The sequence below is a fragment of the Bradyrhizobium sp. I71 genome (genome assembly GCF_022354745.1).
Lineage (GTDB): Bacteria > Pseudomonadota > Alphaproteobacteria > Rhizobiales > Xanthobacteraceae > Bradyrhizobium > Bradyrhizobium liaoningense.
In genome coordinates this window covers 167,098-184,688 of the sequence record NZ_CP059398.1, presented here as the reverse complement: position 1 = coordinate 184,688, position 17,591 = coordinate 167,098, and the positions used below count along the sequence as shown (strand labels likewise).

Annotated in this window: 16 protein-coding genes; 6 read left to right on the top strand and 10 right to left on the bottom strand. The window is 65.9% G+C overall.

Translation table 11 applies throughout. From position 1 onward, the window contains the following. A complete protein-coding gene (locus FJV43_RS00880; protein ID WP_239623933.1) occupies positions 1-1,545 on the top strand; it encodes a GMC family oxidoreductase N-terminal domain-containing protein in 1,545 nt (514 codons plus the stop codon). A gap of 1,004 nt (positions 1,546-2,549) precedes the next feature. Here the strand turns inward: FJV43_RS00880 and FJV43_RS00875 are convergent. Continuing rightward, a complete protein-coding gene (locus FJV43_RS00875; protein WP_239623931.1) occupies positions 2,550-3,305 on the bottom strand; it encodes an SDR family oxidoreductase in 756 nt (251 codons plus the stop codon). A 214-nt stretch (positions 3,306-3,519) separates the two neighbouring features. Between FJV43_RS00875 and FJV43_RS00870 the strand changes: the two genes are divergently transcribed. Then, positions 3,520-4,413: an AraC family transcriptional regulator gene (locus FJV43_RS00870; RefSeq protein ID WP_239623929.1), complete on the top strand. Its 894-nt coding sequence runs from the start codon at positions 3,520-3,522 to the stop codon at positions 4,411-4,413. 66 nt (positions 4,414-4,479) lie between these two features. Here FJV43_RS00870 and chrA read toward each other — a convergent pair whose 3' ends face one another. Next, complete coding sequence (gene chrA / locus FJV43_RS00865; protein ID WP_239623927.1) at positions 4,480-5,865, bottom strand: chromate efflux transporter; 1,386 nt, start codon at positions 5,863-5,865, stop codon at positions 4,480-4,482. Further along, positions 5,866-6,684 carry a chromate resistance protein ChrB domain-containing protein gene (locus tag FJV43_RS00860; RefSeq protein ID WP_239623926.1) on the bottom strand — a complete coding sequence of 273 codons (819 nt, stop codon included), beginning with the start codon at positions 6,682-6,684 and terminating at the stop codon, positions 5,866-5,868. It abuts the gene before it with no gap. A 195-nt stretch (positions 6,685-6,879) separates the two neighbouring features. Here FJV43_RS00860 and dmeF point away from each other — a divergent pair, with 195 nt between their 5' ends. Next, a complete protein-coding gene (dmeF, locus tag FJV43_RS00855) occupies positions 6,880-7,839 on the top strand; it encodes a CDF family Co(II)/Ni(II) efflux transporter DmeF (protein WP_239623925.1) in 960 nt (319 codons plus the stop codon). A 58-nt stretch (positions 7,840-7,897) separates the two neighbouring features. Here dmeF and FJV43_RS00850 read toward each other — a convergent pair whose 3' ends face one another. Further along, positions 7,898-8,089 (bottom strand): hypothetical protein, encoded by a 192-nt coding sequence (locus FJV43_RS00850; RefSeq protein ID WP_239623924.1) that lies wholly within the window; start codon positions 8,087-8,089, stop codon positions 7,898-7,900. A 31-nt stretch (positions 8,090-8,120) separates the two neighbouring features. Further along, entirely contained in the window at positions 8,121-9,278 is a 1,158-nt protein-coding gene (locus FJV43_RS00845) for an MFS transporter (RefSeq protein ID WP_239623923.1), read from the bottom strand. Between the two features lie 171 nt (positions 9,279-9,449). Between FJV43_RS00845 and FJV43_RS00840 the strand changes: the two genes are divergently transcribed. Continuing rightward, positions 9,450-10,709, top strand: a complete 1,260-nt coding sequence (locus FJV43_RS00840; protein WP_239623922.1) for an adenylate/guanylate cyclase domain-containing protein — start codon at positions 9,450-9,452, stop codon at positions 10,707-10,709. A 112-nt stretch (positions 10,710-10,821) separates the two neighbouring features. Here FJV43_RS00840 and FJV43_RS00835 read toward each other — a convergent pair whose 3' ends face one another. Beyond that, on the bottom strand, positions 10,822-12,066 hold the full coding sequence (locus FJV43_RS00835) for an MFS transporter (protein WP_239623921.1): 1,245 nt from the start codon (positions 12,064-12,066) through the stop codon (positions 10,822-10,824). A gap of 169 nt (positions 12,067-12,235) precedes the next feature. On the opposite strand from FJV43_RS00835, the gene FJV43_RS00830 reads away from it, so the two are divergent. Beyond that, positions 12,236-13,588, top strand: coding sequence for an Nramp family divalent metal transporter (locus tag FJV43_RS00830; RefSeq protein ID WP_239623920.1), 1,353 nt, complete (start codon positions 12,236-12,238; stop codon positions 13,586-13,588). A gap of 6 nt (positions 13,589-13,594) precedes the next feature. Here FJV43_RS00830 and FJV43_RS00825 read toward each other — a convergent pair whose 3' ends face one another. From FJV43_RS00825 to hemB, 4 genes are all read right to left on the bottom strand, one after another. After that, entirely contained in the window at positions 13,595-13,942 is a 348-nt protein-coding gene (locus FJV43_RS00825; protein ID WP_239623919.1) for a hypothetical protein, read from the bottom strand. Positions 13,943-14,006: 64 nt separating this feature from the next. Continuing rightward, positions 14,007-14,783: an arginyltransferase gene (locus FJV43_RS00820; protein WP_239623918.1), complete on the bottom strand. Its 777-nt coding sequence runs from the start codon at positions 14,781-14,783 to the stop codon at positions 14,007-14,009. Positions 14,784-14,902: 119 nt separating this feature from the next. Then, positions 14,903-15,445, bottom strand: a complete 543-nt coding sequence (locus tag FJV43_RS00815) for an RDD family protein (protein WP_028179044.1) — start codon at positions 15,443-15,445, stop codon at positions 14,903-14,905. 296 nt (positions 15,446-15,741) lie between these two features. Then, positions 15,742-16,803 carry a porphobilinogen synthase gene (gene hemB, locus FJV43_RS00810; RefSeq protein WP_239623917.1) on the bottom strand — a complete coding sequence of 354 codons (1,062 nt, stop codon included), beginning with the start codon at positions 16,801-16,803 and terminating at the stop codon, positions 15,742-15,744. 122 nt (positions 16,804-16,925) lie between these two features. Here hemB and FJV43_RS00805 point away from each other — a divergent pair, with 122 nt between their 5' ends. Next, on the top strand, positions 16,926-17,429 hold the full coding sequence (locus FJV43_RS00805; RefSeq protein WP_035674874.1) for a DUF6163 family protein: 504 nt from the start codon (positions 16,926-16,928) through the stop codon (positions 17,427-17,429). Positions 17,430-17,591 lie beyond the last annotated feature (162 nt).

Below are 17,591 nucleotides of genomic sequence, written 5' to 3'. Positions count from 1 at the left end.
ATGTACGATGTCATTGTTGTCGGCGGCGGCTCCGCCGGCGCCGCTGTTGCGGCACGGCTGTCCGAGGATCCCGCACGGCGCGTCCTGCTGCTCGAAGCAGGGCGCGACTGGCGCGCCGATGAGGCGCCCTGGGAGGTGCGAACGCCCAATCCCATCCCGATCATTCACAAGCGTGAATACCAGGAGAAATGGCAATGGCCTGACCTGTTGACGCGCCGGGTGGCGGGGCAGGAGCCTCGCTTCTACTGGCGCGGCAAGGGGCTCGGCGGCTCATCGATGATGAACGGCCAGATCGCCATCCGTGGCGTTGCCGATGCCTTCGACGAATGGGCGGCCAATGGCTGCACCGGCTGGTCGGCGAAGGAGGTGATGCCGCTGTTCTCCGTGATCGAGGATGATCTGGAATTCGGCGATGCCGACGGCCACGGCCGCGGCGGGCCGTTGCCGGTCTATCGCGCGCCGCCGGAGACATGGGGCCCGATCGATCGTGGCCTGCGCGACGCGGCGCTCGCGGCCGGGTATCCCTGGTGTGCCGATGTCAACGGCCCGGACGGCGAGGGCGTCGCCTGCTATCCCATCAACAGCCGCGACAGCCGCCGCATCACCACCAATGAGGGCTATCTCGAGCCCGCGCGCGGCCGCGCCAATCTGGATATCCGCGGGCATGCGCTGGTCGATCGCGTGCTGATCAGCGAGGGCCGCGCGACTGGCGTCCGCGTTCATATCGAGGGGCAGGGCACAAGCGAGATCAGCGCGCGCCAGATCGTGCTCTGTGCCGGCGCCATTCACAGTCCGGCGATCCTGCTGCGCTCGGGCATCGGACCGGCCGAGGAGTTGAGGGCGATGGGAATCGCGGTCGCGCGCGATTTGCCGGTCGGCCGCCATTTCTTCGACCACCCGCTGTTTCGCGCCACGATCCAGCTCCGGGAGGAGCTTCGCCCCACCGATCCCGATACGCGCCACACCAATTGCTGCGTGACCTATTCGTCGGGCCTCGCCGACGGCGGCAAGCGCGACATGATCCTGATAGCGTTCAACCATCGCGGCATCGGCGTATCAGGGGCGATCGGCGCCGGGCTGTTCAACGCGTATTCTCGCGGCACGCTCAAATTGGCCTCGACCGATCCCGCGATCGATCCCGTCGTCGAGGAGAACATGCTGGCCGATCCCCGCGACATGCTGCGGATGATGGATGCGGTGAAACGCTTGGCGGTGATCACCTCCCAGCCGGCGCTGTCAGGCATCGCCGACTGGATCCGGCTGACCGACACCGACCTGACGCTGCCGCAGGCCGCTAGCCTGCCGGATCACGAGCTCGACGCGGTGCTGCGTCGTGAGACCGGCGACATTCAGCACGCCGCCGGCAGCTGCCGCATGAGCGGCGTTGGGGATGCGGACGGCGTGGTCAATCCGGACGGCACGGTGAAGGGCATTTCCGGCTTGCGTGTCGCCGACGCCTCCATCATGCCGTCGGATTGCCGGGCCAACACGCATTTTACGACGGTGGTGATTGGAGAGGCGATCTCGCGGATGATGATACGGTAGTTCTGCTGCATAAACTCGCTCATCAGAGTGACGGCGAGGGTGCTTGCGGCTCTCTCCGCGTCATTGCGAGCGCAGCGAAGCAATCCAGAATCTTTCCGCGGTGACAGTCTGGATTGCTTCGCTGCGCTCGCAATGACGGAGCAAGCGGTGCGGCCATCGCTCTCCAAGTCACAGTTCAAACAGCAGATACACAATCTCTTTCTCGCGGCGCGTTTCGCCCGAGTTTTGCTCATGTGCCGCCCTCGAAGAAGACAAGGGCGCAGGGAAGGCCGGGCGCCGGCGGCACCCGAGTCCGTGCGCTGTAGAAATGCACACGGGGTGGACCACAGGTGTTGCCGGTCGCCCGGCCGTCCCTGCGCGAGTGGTTTTAACGGTGTCCTTCGTGCTCTCCCCGGGGAGCGATGCACTATTGCCCCCGTCGCCTTGCGGATGATCGATGCGCGTGCCGGTCGGCCGCCACATCACCGCAAGCCTTGACGCACAGACCCCGGGCGTCAGGACCACACGACTTCTCCGTCCGCGCACGTCTTCGCTGGGAATCCGAGGGGTGGCGTGTGCTCGCCCTCGAAGCCATGCGAAGACGCTGTCAGCGTCGTGTCGTATGCGCGAAGACGATTGCTCACGGTGTCCCGCCCTGCAATGCCCGTTGCGCCCGACGCCGTCGCGTCCATCGCTGCCCGGCCCGCGGTTCGTGACGATCGCGATCCGCCCCTTGTCTCGGGCCAGGGTGTTTCGTTCATACGATAAATCCGAAATTCGGTAAAGTGGAATATTTTTGATCGGCAGGGCTTGACAGACGGCGTGGTCAAACCGACCTGGCTGTTTTGCCCGACGGGGACCGTGCACCGCATGACGCGCTGTCGTGCGAAATTCCGGTTCCGATCTCTTCACCAACCAATATTTGCGGACACGAAACGGACCCGGGGCCGCATAGAGCTTGGCCGACCAAGGCCGCCGCAAGCTCTTGCAGCGACCCTTGCATGTCGTAAGGCAATGTTCGGCGTTCAGATCATCTGCCCGCCTGATACTTCGATCCGTTGCCCCGTAACCCAGCGATTGTCCTCGCTCAGCAGGCTCGCGACCATCGGACCGATGTCATCCGGGACACCAACGCGGCCCAGCGCAGTCATGGCGGCGAATTGCTTGTTCACGTCGGGATTGTCACGTACCAGGCCACCGCCAAAGTCGGTTTCGATCGCGCCGGGCGCAACGCTGTTGACGCGGATGCCGCGCGGCCCAAGTTCCCTGGCCATGCAGACCGCCATCATGTCGGCGGCGGCTTTCGCCATGGTGTAGACGGCGAAGCCCGGATAGGTGACACGCGTCAAGCCACTGCCGATGGTGACGATCGAGCCACTGTCTGCCATCAGCGGCAACAAGGCCTGGGTGAGGAAGAATACGCCTTTGACATGCAGGTTCATCTGCTGATCGAACTGAGCCTCGGTGGTCTCGCCGAGCGGAGCGAAGAGGCCGTCGCCGGCATTGTGCACGAGGTGGTCGAAGCTCTCGCGAGCAAATGTCTCCTTCAGCGTCTGGCCCAGTCTTCGCGCGAAGGAGGGAAATTTGGCGAGGTCGGCGCTGTCCAACTGAAAGGCCACGGCCCGGCGTCCCAGCGCCTTGATCTCGGAAACGGCACTCTCCGCGAGGTCCGCACGGCTCCGGTATGTGATGATGACATCGCTGCCCTTGCGCGCGATGTTGACGGCCATGTTGCGGCCAAGGCCGCGGCTCGCACCGGTGATGATTGCAATTTTTGCCATGTGATGTCTCCTTCGTTTGACACGGCGAAGGTGGCAGACACCGCAGCATTCGAGTTGCCGGATCCTTGAGCCTTCTTGCCTATTCCTCCAAATGGCCGCGAGCGTCGCTCAGGCGGGGCCGACGCTGCGTTGAACGATCAATTCACATGCCCCAAGTTGAAGCAGTCCGGCCATGTCCGGTTGCCGTGGCCCGCGGCTGGTATAAATTCGCGGAATGACGACGACCTTGCTCGAAACTGTTCGCCGCTATGCGGACTTGCATTCCGACCAAAACGGCACGGCCAGGACGCCGATTCCGGGCCTTACGGCCATACGGGCAGCGACGCGGGGCCAGCTCCAATACGCAATCAACCGGCCGCTCGTTGCGCTTGTCCTGCAGGGCCGAAAACGCGTGACGATGGGAGCGCATACCTTCGATTTCGGCGCGGGAGAGTCGCTCCTGATCTCGGCGGATGTGCCGACGGTGAGCCAGATTACCCGCGCCAGTGCGCAGCTCCCATATTATTCCCTGGTCGTTGAGCTCGACCCGGCGGTGATCGCGAGCCTGATCGTGGAGATGAACCTTGCTCCCGAGCAGCAAGGCATTCCCGTCCGCGTCGATCCGACCGAATCCGAGGTTGCCGATGCAGCGCTCCGCTTGATGCGGCTGCTCGAGCGTCCGTCATCCTTGCCGGTTCTGCAGTCTCAGTTCGTTCGCGAAATCCACTATTGGCTGCTGGCTGGGCGACACGGCGCGGCGATAAGGGCTCTCGGGGTCGCCGACAGCCACGCGCAACGCATCGCGCGCGCCGTGGCGATCATTCGTTCCGACTATGCAAAGCCGCTGCGTATCGAGCGCCTGGCGGAAGCGGCTGCCATGAGTCCTTCCTCGTTTCACAAGCACTTCCGGGCGATTACATCACTCAGTCCCTTGCAATTTCAGAAGCAGCTGCGGCTCATCGAGGCGCGTCGGATGATGTTGTCGGAGGGCTCTGACGTGAGCAGCGCGGCGTTCGGGGTAGGTTACGAAAGCGTCTCGCAGTTCACGAGAGAATATGGGCGCATGTTCGGGCTGTCGCCTGCCAAGGATATCAAGGCTGCGCTCGGTCAGCTGGACACCGCAGCCTGAAGCCGAGCCGGGCCATCGACCACCCGGGACATGCGAGGCGGGATGCGTAGCGGCGATCTCCTCTTCCTAGATCATTCCCGCCAGCCTTAGTGCCACGCCCGCAGCGCAGCTCCCCGCCAGCACCGTCAGCATCCCCAGCTTCAAGCGGAAGATCGCGGTCGCCGCCGCGATCGCCAGCACGAGCGCCGGCACGTCAACGCTGGTCAGCACCGGCCTGTCGAAGTTCAGCGGAAACACGTGCACCGGCACGGTCTCGCGGAACAGGGTGTGCAGCGCGAACCAGATCGAGAGGTTGAGGATCACACCGACGACGGCGGCGGTGATCGCGCTGAGCGCGCCGGCAAGGCCAATGTTGCCGCGCAGGCGCTCGATATAGGGGGCGCCGACGAAGATCCAGAGGAAGCACGGCGTGAAGGTAACCCAGGTCGCGAGCAGTCCGCCGAGCGTCGCTGCCAGCATCGGCGACAGGCCGCCGGGATCGCGGTAGGCCGCCATGAAGCCCACGAACTGCAGCACCATGATCAGAGGGCCCGGCGTGGTCTCGGCCATGCCGAGGCCGTCGAGCATCTCGTGCGGCTTCAGCCAGTGATAGTGCTCGACGGCCTGCTGGGCGACGTAGGCCAGCACGGCGTAGGCGCCGCCGAAGGTGACCAGCGCCATCTTCGAGAAGAACAGCGCGATCTGGCTGAACACATTGGCCTGTCCGACGAATAACAGCAGCGCGATCACCGGGACCAGCCAGAGCGCGAGCCACAGTGCGCTGAGGCGGATCGCGCGCGCCGTGCTGGGACGCACGTGCTCGGGCACGGCATCGCCGAGCATGCTGTCGATCACGGCGCCGCTGCCGCCAGGGCCGTGACCGGCCGGCGCGAACTCCGGACGGCCAGCTCGCGCGCCGGCATAGCCGATGATGGCGGCGGCGATGATGATGACGGGGAAGGGGACTGCGAAGAAGAAGATCGCGACGAAGGCCGCGGCCGCGAGCCCGATCATGATGCGGTTCTTCAGCGCGCGCTTGCCGACGCGTACGACGGCCTCGACGACGATGGCGAGCACGGCGGCCTTGAGGCCGAAGAACAGCGCCTCGACGAAGCTGACATTGCCGAAGGCGGCATAGATGTAGCTGAGTCCCATGATGGCGATGATGCCGGGCAGGATGAACAGCCCGCCTGCCATCAGGCCGCCGGCGGTGCGATGCATCAGCCAGCCGACATAGGTCGCGAGCTGCTGCGCCTCAGGTCCCGGCAGCAGCATGCAGTAATTGAGCGCATGCAGGAAACGGCCCTCGGAGATCCACCTCTTCTCCTCGACCAGGATGCGGTGCATCACCGCGATCTGGCCCGCGGGCCCGCCAAAGCTGAGGCAGGCGACGCGGAGCCAGACGCGAAAGGCCTCGTTGAAGCTGACGCCGTGACCGGCGTCAGCTCCTGCTTGAACGTTACGCGTGTCCATCTACGCCTTCACCTTGTTGGTCGGCCAGTTGTGGGTCTCGGCGGTGGCGTCGCGGCACCAGCGGTAGAAGGCGTCGTAGAGCAGCATGCCGGCCTCGAGCTGTTCGAGGTCGTCGTCGTACATCCGGGACAGCCCGAGCGAGGCGGCGAGGAGGCCCGGTGCCTCCGGCGCCAGATCCGGCCGCGCGGTGTCGGCGCCGCGCACCAGCGTTGCGAGGCGAAGCAAAGCCGGCGTTGCGATCCCGAACTCCTCGATCATGACGTCGAAGGTGCAGAGCTCGCCACGGTGGCTCCAGAACACGTTCTCGATATCGAAGGGGGCCGCGCCGAAGCGTTCGCCGACGCCGACCACCTCCGACGGCGCGACATAGAGGAACACCGCATTGGGATCGACGAAACGGCGGATCAGCCACGGGCAGGCGATGCGATCGACCTTCGGTCGCGCCCGCGTCACCCAGACGGTGCGCCCCTTGGCATCGCGCGGCGGCAGCTTGCGGGCATCGACCAGCGGCAGCCTGGCCGCCTTCCAGCCCTCGAAGCCGCCCTCCAGCGTTTCGGCTTGCACGCCGAGCTGGCGCAGCCAGGCCGCAGTGCCTTGCGCGAGCTTCTCGCCGCGGAAGCAGGAGACGACGGCGCGGCGGCCCGCGAAGGCGCCGCCCCAGTCCGTCACATGGTCGTGGCTGAGCTTGACGGAGCCGGGGATCAGCCGCGGGTCGGCGGCAAAATCCTCCTCGGTGCGCACGTCGATCAGCGCAGGCGCGTTCGCCGTTCCGATCAGCCGTGCCAGTTTGTCAGATGAGATGGTCGTGAATGTTGACATGATGCGTCCTCGCAAGAAACGAACGGGACGCGATGCTTGGGCCTGTCGCCTCGTGGGGAGATCGCTCAAATCCCCATGGCACAGATTACAGCGAAACTAAGTTGCACTGTCAATCCGCGGGACGATTGGACCTTAGAAAATTGGTGCCCGCCGTCTATATTGCGCGCGACAGACCTGAATCTTCGGGAGAATTCGATGCATTCCCATTCCATCGAACAATGGACCCATGACCACGCGTTCCTGGGCGAGAAGCACGACGAGAACGAACGCCGCACCTGGTTCGTGGTCGTCCTGACGCTGGTCATGATGGTCGGCGAGATCGTGGCGGGCTCGCTGTTCGGCTCGATGGCGCTCTTGGCCGACGGCTGGCACATGGGCACGCATGCGGCGGCGCTCGGCATTGCCGCCTTCGCCTATCGTTTCGCGCGCCGCCACCTGGGGAATGCGCATTTCACCTTCGGCACCGGCAAGTTCGGGGATCTTGCCGCCTTCGCCAGCGCGATCATCCTGGGCCTGATTGCGGTCGAGATCGCCTATGAGAGCGTGCTGCGGCTGTTCACGCCGGTGCCGATCGTCTATGGCGAAGCCATGGCCGTGGCTGCCCTCGGCTTGTGCGTCAATCTCGCCAGCGTGTGGCTGCTGCGCGATAGCCACGATCATCACCATCACGGTCACGACCATGGCCATGCGCATGACCACGACGATCACGGCCATCATCATCACCACCAGCACCACGACAACAACCTTCGCGCCGCCTATGTCCATGTCATGACCGATGCCGCGACCTCTGTGCTGGCGATCGCAGCGCTCGCCGTCGCCATGTATTCGGGCTGGGTCTGGGCCGATCCGGCGGTGGGCCTGGTCGGCAGCGTCGTGATCGCGAGCTGGGCGTTCGGCCTGATCAAGTCATCGGGGGCGGTGCTCCTCGACGTGCGCGCCGACGAGAAGCTGGAGCGGGTGATCCGGGCCCGCATGGAGGTCGGCGACGATCGCGTGACCGACCTCCATCTCTGGCAGGTCGGCCCCGGCCATTGTGCCGTGCTGCTCTCGGTGGTGTCGGACAAGCCGAGGCAGCCGGCCGTCTACAAGCGGCGGCTCGCGGGGCTGAAGGGCCTCAGCCACGTCACGGTCGAGGTCGAGACCTGCCCGCATTGACGGGCTTTACGAGAATTCTGCGAAAGACGAGGCGCCAAGGCTTTATGGCTGAGAAGGATCAGCCTTTCGGCGCGGTCACCGGCGGCGGGCTCGCGTCCGGGGTTTTCTTCGGCTTCAGCGTGCCGGCATAGAACGAGAGCAGCCACACCAAGAGGACGGCGAGGAGGTAGACGCCCCAGGCCTGCGGCGGCGTGGTCGCCCAGCGCAGGAGGCCTTTGAATGTGCGGGGCGGGCCGGCATCGTCGTTCATGGCTCGCTTCTGCGCGAAAGCGGCTGCGCCGTCAATCCGGCGGCCGCTCGGGGCGGATCAGGAACAGCGCCACGAGCGCCGAAAGGCTGAGCGCAGACGAGACGATCAGCACCTTGGCGCCCATGAGGTCGATCAGCAGGCCGAAGGCGAGCGGCGCCACCGCCTGCGCCATCCGTGCCGGGGCGCCGATGATGCCGAGACGATAGCCGAAATCCTTCGGGCCGAAGATCGACAGCGGCAACGTGCCGCGCGCGATCGTCAAGATGCCGTTGCCGGAGCCGTGGAACAGCGCGAACGCGCTTGCCGCGGCGCCGCCGAAGATCGCAACGATCACGGCTCCGAGCGGGTGGGTGACGCAGGCGAGGCGCGTCGACCACAGCGGATGGAAGCGGCTGAGGAAGCCGGCCTCGAGCATGCGCGCCCCGACTTGCGCCGGGCCGATCAGTGCGCCGGCCGCGATCGCCTCGGCCGGTGTGGCCCCTGTCGCCTCCAGGATGCGCGGGAAATGCGCGGCCATCGCGCCGGTGACGGTCCAGACCGCGGCAAAGATGAAGGCCAGCAGGAGCATGGTGCGGTCGAGCGGCAAATGTGGCTTCTCGGCCGTGGCCGCGGCCTGCTTCGCGCCCTTGATCGCCGGCAGCATGAAGAAATTGAGCGGCAGGCCGATCAGGATGTTGGCGGCAGCCCATGCAAAACAAGTGTCGCGCCAGCCGATATGGGCGATGCCCCAGGCGGTGAGCGGCCAGCCGACGGTGGAGGCGAAGCCCGCCATCAGCGTGATGCCGGTGATGGGCCGGCGTGCCTCGGTGCCGTAGATGCGGCCGAGCGCTGCGAAGGCGGCGTCATAGAGCCCCATCGCCATGCCGATGCCGAGCACGAGCCAGGCGATCGCCATCACCGCGATCGATTGCGAGAACCCAAGGAGCACGAGGCCGGCGGCGATGATCAGGTTCGAGGCCGACAGCACCTGACGGCCGCCGACGAGATCGATCTGCCGTCCGATGCGTGGGCCGAGCAGGGCCGAGATCACCAGCGCGGCCGAAAACGCGCCGAAGATCCAGTTGGAGGAGACGCCGAGGTCGTGTGCCATGGGATCGGCGAGCAGCGCCGGCACATAATAGCTCGAGGCCCAGGCCAGGGTCTGCGTGGTGCCGAGCGCCAGGATGATCGGAAGCTGGCGCTGGGTCATCCGCGCGGGCTTCCGATTTCGGCCGACGAAGTCATCATCGCCGACATTTGCCGTTCGCGCGGCGAGGGCGTCAACCGGCGCTGCGACATATTCGACCTGCAGGGGACGGGAGCCTGGTGCTTACGCGTGTCTGCGCCTTTCGCTCGTCACGAATGCACGCCATAATGGCGTATGCAATTGACCTCCCGCCTTGGGCTGATGAACTGGCTGACCGGCCAGGGGCTGACGGGCCTGCCCGAGAACGAGCTGCTCCGCGGCTTCTGCGAGCGCTGCTGCGCCGAGGGGCTGGAACTGTCGCGCGGGCTCGTCGTCATCGACACGCTGCATCCGATCTATGAGGGTCGTGGCTTCCGCTGGAGCGACCGTCCCAGCAACGAGAGCGATGCGTTCGAATACGGCTCGACCGCCGACGGCGATGCGGCCAGGAGCTGGCGCCGCTCGGTGTTCTTCCACATGCTCGAGAATGGCCACGACGAGATGGTGATCGATCTCGCGGAGGCGCCGTCGATGGATTTCTCGCAGATCGGCGAGCTCGCGGAAAAGGGCCACAAGCACTATCTCGCCTTCGTGCATCGGTTCGGCGAGAATGGTGCGCTCGGCCTGATGGATTGCCTCTATTCCTGCTGGACCACCCGCCGCGAGGGCGGTTTCTCCGGACTGGAGCTGGAGGCGCTGCGCGATCTCGTGCCGGTGCTGGGTCTCGCGATCAAGTCGGCACAGCAGGTCGACATCGTGCGCACGCTCGGCCGGGTTTATCTCGGCCGCGATGCCTCCGAACAGGTTCTGCGCGGGCGCATCTCCCGCGGCGTGACCGAACGCATCAACGCGGTGCTGTGGTATTCGGATTTGCGCGGCTCGACCGGGATCAGCGAGAGCATCGGCCCCGACGAGATCATTCCGTTCCTCAACGACTATGCGCAGACGGTGATCGACGCGATCCACCACGCCGGCGGCGACGTGCTGAAACTGATCGGCGACGGCGTGCTTGCGATGTTCTGGGGCGAGGATATGGCGGATGCGCGGCGGGCCGCGCTGCGGGCCGAGCACCTGTTCCGCAAGAATGTCGCTGCGCTGAACAAGCGGCGGGCGGCGGAGGGCCGTCCGACCACATCGGCCTATGTCGGCCTGCATGTCGGCGAGGTCTTTTACGGCAATATCGGCAGCGAGGACCGGCTCGATTTCACCGTGGTCGGCCCGACCGTCAACGAGGTCAGCCGCATCGCCTCGATGAGCCGGTCGGTCGACCGCGAGCTGCTGGCCTCTTCCGAGTTCTATGGTGGCCTCGATGCCGCCGGCCGGCGCTATCTCGTCTCCACCGGCCGCTACGCCCTGCGCGGCATCGGACGCGCGCAGGATCTCTATACGCTCGATCCGGAGGTCGACGCGAACGAGCCGGTGACGGGGAGCTACGAGAGGTATCTTGCGGGTTAGGCCTCGCTGCTTCGACATACTCTGTCATTGCGAGCAGCGAAGCAATCCAGCATCTTTCCACGGAGGGATTCTGGATTGCTTCGTCGCTACGCTCCTCGCAATGACGGCGTGGCTAGCATTGCGCCGCCGCTTCGTCCCCCACCATGTCCGGCTGCCGGTCCAGCGCCACCGCCGGAGACAGCAGGATCACCAGCGCCTGCAGGCCGAAGACGGCGGCGGCGAGATAGAGGCACGCTTCCGCGCTCCAGAGGCCGCCGACGATCGCGCCCAGCGCCGAGCCGAGCGGACGGGCGCCATAGCTCATGATGTTGATGGCGGAGACGCGTCCCAGGAGGCGCGGCGGCGTCACCGACTGGCGCAGCGTCGTGGTCGAGATCAACCACAGGATCGGACCGACGCCGAGCAGGAAGAAGCTCAAGGCCGCGAGCCACGGCGAGGGCAGCAGCACCGTCAGCGCCATCACCAATGCGGCGACGAAGCCGGTGACGGGGCCGAGTCCGACCACGGTGCCGAAGGCAATGCGCTGCATCACGCGCGTGGCGAGGAGCGCGCCGATCACCATGCCGGCACCGTACATCGTCAGCACCGCGCCGACACCGGCCGCCGTCAATCCGAGATGACGCACGGCATAGGGCACGAACACGGCGATCTGCAGGAACCAGCCGGTGTTGAAGATGAACTGGGTGATGAATACCGGCCGCAGCAGCGGATGGTGGAACACGAAGGCCGCGCCCTCGCGGATCTCCTGGAACGGATGGCGCCGCGGCGCCGGCCCGCGTGCGGGCTCGTAGATGCCGGAGAGCAGCACGACAGCGATGGCCGAGAGTGCCGCGGCAAAGCCGAAGGCCGGGCTGGCGCCCCACCATCCCACCAGCGCGCCGCCGAGCGCAGGGCCGCTGGCGAAGGCGATGGTGCGCGCAAGCTCGATCCGCGCATTCGCCGCGGGCAACAGCTCCGAGCTCACCAGCGAGGGCACCAGCGCCGGCGCGGCGACGCTGTAGACGACGGTGCCGCACACGGCAGCGAAGCCGAGCAGGGCCAGCAGCGGCAAGTCGAGGGCCCCCAGCGCCAGCAGGAGCACGATGGAAGCGAGCGCGGCGGCCCGCAACGCCTCGGCGCCCGCCATCAGCCGGCGGCGGGAGATGCGGTCCGCGAGCACGCCGGCGGGAATGGCGAACAGGACGAAGGGCAAGGTGAGCGCAGTCTGGAGCAGGCCGGTCTGACCTTCGGCCACCCCGAGCGTCAGTACGGCGACGATGGGCGCAGCGGCGAGCGCGATCTGCTCGGCCGATTGCGCCGCGAGATTCGACCAGGCGAGGCGGTTGAAGGTGTCAGGGAGGCGAGGGGGCGTTGACATGGCTCATATCCTGCAAAGGCGAATTGGCGCCAATGTTCACCCTGACGACCACCGGACCCACCCGCTTCCCGACAACAGGCGGGGCCGCCAACAGGCTGGGCGTGAACGGTGCGGCTAGATGCAGTTGCAAATGAGTTGCAATAAGAAAGAACTTGGGTATTGTGCCGGCATGGATGCCCTATCGCCTCACCTGAACCCCGATTCCGCCGGCTGGCGTGCCGACGCGCCCACCACCAAGAGCCTCGCCGAGGTCAATGCAACGGTCGCAGTTCCGCGATCCGGCCATTGGTCACGGCGGCTGCTCGCCTTTGTCGGTCCGGGCTATCTCGTCTCGGTCGGCTACATGGACCCCGGCAATTGGGCGACCGACCTCGCCGGCGGGTCGAAGTTCGGCTACACGCTGCTCTCCGTCATCCTGCTCTCGAACCTGATGGCGATCCTGCTCCAGTCGCTGGCCGCGCGGCTCGGCATCGTCACCGACCGCGACCTCGCGCAGGCCTGCCGCGCCACCTATTCACCGGCAGTGAACTTCCTGCTCTGGATCGCCTGCGAGGCGGCGATCATCGCCTGCGATCTCGCCGAGGTGATCGGCACCGCGATCGCGCTGAAACTCCTGTTCGGCATTCCCCTGATCGGCGGCGCATTGCTCGCCGCGCTTGACGCCTTCCTGCTGCTGCTCCTGATGAACCGCGGCTTCCGTTTCCTGGAAGCCTTCGTCATCGCGCTGCTGGCGGTGATCGCGGTCTGCTTCGCGATCCAGATCGTGGCTGCAGCGCCGCCGGTGGCGGAGGTTCTGCGCGGCTTCGTGCCGAAGAGCGAGATCTTCACCAACTCCGACATGCTCTACATCGCGATCGGCATCATCGGCGCGACCGTGATGCCGCATAATCTCTACCTGCACTCCTCGATCGTGCAGACGCGTGCCTACGAGCGCAACGACACCGGCCGGCGCGAGGCGATCAAATGGGCGACGACGGACTCCACCATCGCCCTGATGCTGGCGCTGTTCATCAACGCCGCCATCCTCGTCGTCGCTGCCGCGACCTTCCACAAGAGCGGCCATTCCGATGTCGCCGAGATCGGTCAGGCCTTCGAGCTCTTGTCGCCGCTGCTCGGCCTCGGCATCGCCTCGACGCTGTTCGCGGTGGCGCTGCTCGCCTCCGGCCTCAACTCGACGGTGACGGCGACGCTCGCCGGCCAGATCGTGATGGAGGGCTTTCTCGACCTGCGCCTGCCGAGCTGGGCGCGCCGCCTGCTGACGCGCGGCATCGCCATCATTCCCGTGATCATCGTCACGGCGATCTATGGCGAGCGCGGCACGGCGGATCTGCTGGTGTTCAGCCAGGTCGTGCTGTCGATGCAGCTGCCTTTCGCCGTGATTCCTTTGGTGCGCTTCGTCTCCGACCGCCGCAAGATGGGTCAGTTCGCGATACCCAAGTCCGTCGCCGCGATCGCCTGGATCGTGGCGGGTGTCATTGTGGTTTTGAATCTGAAGCTGCTCGCCGATACGCTGTTCGGGTGAGAGGGATCACTGCCCGAGGCGACGTCGCGGCGCGTAGGGGCTGAGCGGATTGACGTCGAGATCGACGTTTTTCACGCATTGCTGACGTTCGCGGTGACTTGAGCCCGCGTGCCACTCTCCGGCGCGAAGCTCGACCTTTCTCATCTCTGCGATCTTCAGGCATTTCCACTCGCCTGTGCGGGGAAGCCCTTTGCTGGAGCCACCAGCGAACTGGAAGGCGAGCGTGTATTCCTCGCCCTTCGTGTGCCCCAGCAATGCCGGGCAGATCGCGCGCCGGTAACCCTGATAGAGACAGTGGACCTGTTGTCGTTCGATGATCGCGCGTGCGATCAAATCGTAGGTTTGGCTCGACAAGGATACCTCCGTATCCACTCGCCCCTACGGTCTTGGGACGACGCAAGCGAGACGGCTGTGCTCGTCAATCCTGCGGCTCGGATGCCACGTCGCCCTGCGCGTCGATGCGCAGCCAGCCTGAGGGGGCGAGGCGCTGCTGCGGCAGGAAGCGGGCCTTGTAGTCCATCTTCTTGGAGCCTTCGATCCAGTAGCCGAGATAGACGTAAGGCAGGCCTTGGCGGCGGGCGCGCGCGATGTGGTCGAGGATCATGAAGGTGCCCATCGAGCGGCTGACCTGGTTCGGCTCGAAGAACGAATAGACCATCGACAGGCCGTCGCTGAGCACGTCGGTGAGGGCGACCGCGATCAGTTCCTCGCCGCGGCCGGTGAGGCCGCTGTCGGGGCCGCGCTTACGGTACTCGATGATGCGGGTCTCGACGTGGCTGTCCTCGACCATCATGGCGTAGTCGAGCACGGTCATGTCGGCCATGCCGCCGTGGCGGTGGCGGGCGTCGAGATAGGCGCGGAACACCGAGTATTGCTCGGAGGTGGGCACTGCGCTGCGCTGCTCGCCGATGATGTCGGCGTTGCGCGCCATCACCTTCCGGAAGTTGCGGGAGGGCCGGAACTCGTTGGCGATCACCCGGACCGAGACGCAGGCGCGGCACTGGTCGCAGGCCGGCCGGTAGGCGATCGACTGGCTGCGGCGGAAGCCGCCGTGGGTCAGGAGGTCGTTGAGGTCGCCGGCGCGGTCGCCGACGAGGTGCGTGAACACCTTGCGCTCATGCCGGCCGGGCAAATAGGGGCATGGCGAGGGCGCCGTGAGGTAAAATTGGGGGGTGTCGCGCGAGTGCTGGGTCAAGGGACGTCGTGGGCCTCCGAACTGAGCATCAGCATCGCGCTACGAAAGCCCCTGGTCAATCGGTCTGCTCGGCAGGTCAGATCACTCAGCTTAGTCGGTCCTGGTTGATAGGTTCTTGATCAGTACGGTCTTGCCGCCTGAGGCACGGGAGCGCGGACGGAATTGTTGATCACGACCGTGCCCAGCACGAAATCGTGCAGCAGGCGACGGCGGCCGTTGAACAGGCCGACCAGCACCACGAAGGGCGACAGGAACGAGACCGTGATCCAGAACAGCACGGCATGGGTGGCGCCGAGCACGAAGTAGCCGGGCGCGCCGTACCAGGTGCGCAATTCCAGGTCCATGACCCGCATGCCGATCGTCGCCGACGACGGACCGCCGATGCAGGCGCCGTAATAGACGATGGCCCAGATGACGGAGGCCGGCCAAGCGATCCAGAACAGTGCCCAGCCGATGCCGAGGGTGACCACGCCGAACAATGCGATGAAGACGTAGCCGAGGATCACGGGCACCGAGATCACGACCATGTCGATCAGGAACGCGAACACCCGCCGCGTCGCCACGCCGCGGAACAGTTCCGGATGCAGGTAGGGGTCGTAGGCGTGCGGCTGCACCCCGCCGTCATTGCGCCAGACGCCTGAATCACTCGAGTCATACGACATCGTCCGTCCTCCCGGGAGGAAAACCCCTCGTGTCACGACATGGGAGCAGACCATGCCCGTGCCAAGGGCGCGCGGGCGTCAGCAAACCGAAATATTCCGGCGATTCGGGGGCGGGGCCTTGGTGGTGACCGGCGCAGCTATTGCCGCGAATTCCCACTTCTTTCGGCGTTCGCCGGGGCGACGAAGGAGAGGCAGCCGTTGGGTGGGCAAAGGCGCATGAGCGCCGTGCCCATCATCATTCCGCGATTGCTAGCCGTGAGGATGGGCGCGCTTCGCTCTGCCTACGCTGCGATGCCTTAAGCTTGGCTTCGCAGCTTCTCCGCTGCCTTCGGCGCGAAATAGCTCAGCACGCCGTCCGCGCCGGCGCGCTTGAAGGCGAGCAGGCTCTCCATCATGGCACGTTCGCCGTCGAGCCAGCCGTTGTTCGCGGCGGCCGCGATCATCGCGTATTCACCGGAGACTTGGTAGGCGAAGGTCGGCATCGCGAATGTATCCTTCACGCGGCGGATCACGTCGAGATAGGGCATGCCGGGCTTCACCATCACCATGTCGGCGCCCTCGGCGATATCGAGCTCGACCTCGCGCAGCGCCTCGTCGGTGTTGGCGCTGTCCATCTGATAGGTGCGCTTGTCGCCGGTCAGCGTCTTGGCCGAGCCGATGGCGTCGCGGAACGGGCCGTAGAAGGCGGAGGCATATTTGGCCGCATAGGCCATGATCTGCACGTCGAGCAGGTCGTTGCGGTCCAGCCCCTCGCGGATCGCGGCGACGCGGCCGTCCATCATGTCGGAGGGCGCAATGATGTCGCAGCCGGCCTCGGCCTGCACCAGCGCCTGGCGCACCAGCACCGCCACCGTCTCGTCGTTCAGGATCTTGCCGTCGGAAATCAGGCCGTCATGGCCGTGGCTGGTGAATGGATCGAGCGCGACGTCGCAGAGGATGCCGATCTCCGGAAACTCCTTCTTGATCGCGCGCACCGCCTGGCAGACCAGGTTGTCGGGGTTGGTGGCTTCCGAACCTTCCTCGTCGCGCAGGGAGGGGTCGGTGTAGGGAAACAGCGCGATGCAGGGGATGGTCAGCTTCATCGCGCGCTCGGCCTCGCGCACGGCCTGGTCGACGCTGAGGCGGTCGACACCCGGCATCGAGGCGACCTGCTCGCGCTTGTTGTGGCCGTCGATCAGGAACAGCGGCCAGATCAGATCGTCGGTGGTGAGGATGTTCTCGCGCACCATGCGCCGGGCCCACTCGGCCTTGCGGTTACGGCGCGGACGGACGGTCAGATCGAGGGCATGGGGCACTGCCGTGCTATCCCGGCGCGAAACCTCGCGCAATTCGATCGGACGCCCGTATTTGATCGCCATCACTCTTCCTCCGGCTGGAATTATTCTTATACCAGCTCGCACGGTTCCCGTCACCGCGGCTTGACCTGCCGCAAGGGATGGCAGCCGATTGATTTTGCGGGGCGAAGCAGCCAGAAGGGGCCATGTCCGAGATCTCCACCCGCGATGCGGCCCGCGACGGCGCCCAGGCCAGGGACGCCGCCCGAGACAATGCCAGAGAGAGCGCGTTGTCGGTGGCGGCGATCTCGTCGGAGCGCACCCAGTCCGATGACAATGTCTGGACGCGCAGGCTGGTGCTGTTCCTGCGGGTGATGGCGCTGCTCTCGATCCTGAAGGGTCTCTATCACTGGGCCCAAGTGACGGGGTTCGTCGGCGGCGAGGACGAGGCATTCGAGAACCAGTCGATGGCCTGGCAGGCCGCGACCGTCTACTTCGCCGTGATCGAGCTCGTGGCCGCGGTCGGCCTCTGGCTCGCCACGCCCTGGGGCGCGGTGGTGTGGCTCACGACCGTGGTGTCGATGGCCGTGATCGAGCTGATGTTCCCCGGAATCTACGGCGGCAGCCTCGTCGTGGTCGGCGTCGAGGTCTTCATGCTCGCCGCCTATCTCGCGCTCGCCTGGATGGCCGCGCGCGAACGGCCGCCGTAGCAGCGTTTCTCGACGCGCGAACACTCGTGCCTCGGACGCAGCGCAGCACGTGGTGACGCGCTGCCGAGCCGGGGCCCATTTCTCCGTGATCTCGCCTGCGACATCCGGATCCCGGTTCTGCGCTCCGCTTCGCGGCGCTTGTCCGGGACATGAGAGTGTTGC